The 1,884-nt window shown below is 67.3% G+C and carries 2 protein-coding genes; both read left to right on the forward strand.

Translation table 11 applies throughout. The features are described 5' to 3' along the window. Window positions 1-513: 513 nt before the first annotated feature. On the forward strand, window positions 514-1,371 hold the full coding sequence (locus tag ACFYZB_RS46705) for a hypothetical protein (RefSeq protein WP_388768266.1): 858 nt from the start codon (window positions 514-516) through the stop codon (window positions 1,369-1,371). Between the two features lie 102 nt (window positions 1,372-1,473). After that, a complete protein-coding gene (locus ACFYZB_RS46710; protein ID WP_388768268.1) occupies window positions 1,474-1,845 on the forward strand; it encodes a hypothetical protein in 372 nt (123 codons plus the stop codon). The last annotated feature ends 39 nt before the right edge of the window (window positions 1,846-1,884 follow it).

The raw sequence follows: 1,884 nt of genomic DNA on the forward strand, positions 1-1,884 counted from the left end.
CGGCAGGCGCGTCGTCGGGTAATTTGTCTGACCCCCTGCACGGCGTGGTCGCGGTTTTGATTGACCCCGCCTGTCGCACGTCGCATCGCTCCATGCGGCCCCGCGCCGCGAAGGAATCACCGGCAGCCGAGCACGGTCCTGCCGTCACCCCATCAAGGGCTGGAGAACAACGACCCCCACAACCGCATGTCCGACGAGCAGCCCCATCCCACCCGCCGTCACCATCCCACCGACGGCGAGCCGGTCAACGCCGCCCAGAACCACCGACAACCATCGGAAATACCCCGCTTGACACACTCCGCCCCTTCAGGAATGACAATTACTCTTCGAGCAATGGGGCGTCAGCCAAAAGGTTTGTCACGAGGTCGGACGTCGACGATGATCGCCTCATGACGACCAGAAGGGGCCATGCCCTCTAGGCGCCCCGCCCCTCTCTCCACGGCTCGCGCGCCACCGACCGCCGCTCACCGCAGCGCCCGATGACCGTGACCGCCCATCCTGGAGAGCCCGCCTGTGCAGAAGACCGCCCTCATTTCCTACGCCCACCTCCCCCGAGCGCACCATGACCGCCACGTCCTGACCAGTACCGTCGATGTCTTCGGCGCCGCCCACTGGCTGCTTGCCGAACGCGCTCCGCAGCCCGGCGGCGATGTCCGTCCCTTCGACGCGCTGGTCGTCTCCGTCCATCCGGGCGGCCATGTCGAACTCACCGAGCTGATCTCGGTGCGAGCCCGCTGGCCGCACCTGGACCGCCTGCCCGACGGTGGGTTCGTCGTCGCCGCGTCGCGCGCACGCCGGTACGAGGACGCGAACCAGGTCCAGGTCTTCGACGCGCTCGGGCGCGAGACCTCTTCCTTCTCCGTCGGGGATGCCATCGAGCACCTGCTCGTGGACGAGGCCGGCCATATCTGGGTGGGGCACTTCGACGAGAACCCGGCCGGCATCCGCCGCTGGAGCGGCACGGGCCGGCTCGCCTGGACCTCCGACGGCGCCGCCATCCCCGGTCTGTTCGACTGCTACGCCCTGAACGTGTCGGGCACCGCCGCCTGGGCGTGCCCATACACGGACTTCCCGCTCGTCGAGATACGCCCCGACCGGCCCGTGAGGGTCTGGTCGAACCGCATAAGGGGCGCCCACGCGGTGGCTGTCCACGGGGACCGGGTGGCCTTCTACGGCGGCTACGGCGAGGAGCGGGACCGCCTCGCCCACGCAGAACTCACCGCAACATCCGTTGAGCCAACGGACGCCAGCCTGCTCATCCTGCCCAATGGCCCTGTCTCAGGCCGCCGGCGGGTCGTCGGTCGAGGGAGCAGGATCTACGTCCAGGCCGAGCCGTTCACCGCGTGGGGCGTGTTCGACCTCAACAGCTGATACCCGGCGCTGGAAAGACCATTTCGATGGGACGGCAGCAGCACGTTCCTGGCGACGGATCAGGCGGACATCCACGTCCACTACGCCGGGATCTCGGATCCGTTGATCCGTTTCGAGTACGTCCGCAGCAGCAAGGAGCCGCCCGGTGCCCACATTCAGGTGCACGCGCACCGGGATGAGATGGCGTACCTGCTGCGCCTGGCGGATGCAGGGCGGCCGAAGCAGGGGTTTCGCCTGCGCAAGCTTCCGCGGTTGTCGGAGATGCACCTGCCGGTGGGTGGGCATCGGATGCGGCCTTCGCTGGAGGACGTGCTGCTGTACTTGAAGCGGAAGTTCGCTATCGACACGGCACCCACTTGGCGTGCTGTAATCGATGACCATTTGAGGGACTGGCGCAAGATCCAGCTGATGTCAGCTGTCAGACGCCATCCGCTTTCCGAACGTGATCATTTGGTTCGGGCTGGGTGGGCATGAACTCCGCCTGGCGGCGGGAGAGATGGGCGTGTTTCGTCC

Source organism: Streptomyces sp. NPDC001852 (genome assembly GCF_042891825.1).
Lineage (GTDB): Bacteria > Actinomycetota > Actinomycetes > Streptomycetales > Streptomycetaceae > Streptomyces.